The 285-nt window shown below is 39.6% G+C and carries 1 protein-coding gene; it reads left to right on the top strand.

Going from position 1 to position 285, the window contains the following annotated elements; translation table 11 throughout:
• On the top strand, positions 1-285 hold a 285-nt coding region (locus tag L0M85_RS09925), incomplete at both ends, for a hypothetical protein (protein ID WP_238656947.1).

Below are 285 nucleotides of genomic sequence, written 5' to 3'. Positions count from 1 at the left end.
TAGTAAGAGATGGAGGACAAGTTTCGATTATCTCTTCTATTGGCACAATGGATAAGCGGACAGATAATGTCTTACAAGAGATTAAAACCAAAACTCATTTTTTAGGGGGTGTTCGTTTGCCGGATACGGCTTTTAAAAAGATTGCAGGTACTCGAGTGACCACAGATCTCCTCTTCTTTCAAAAGGATCAAGCAAAGAATCTTAATGAGGAGGAACTTGTTTTTAGTGGCTCTATTCCCTTTGAGGAGGATAAGCGTGTCTGGATCAATCCTTATTTTGATGGGA

It is taken from the genome of Streptococcus sp. DFI.7.26, from assembly GCF_022240605.1.
GTDB lineage: Bacteria > Bacillota > Bacilli > Lactobacillales > Streptococcaceae > Streptococcus > Streptococcus xiaochunlingii.
The sequence above is the reverse complement of the archived record's forward strand: the minus strand, read 5'-3'. Positions and strand labels throughout refer to the sequence as shown.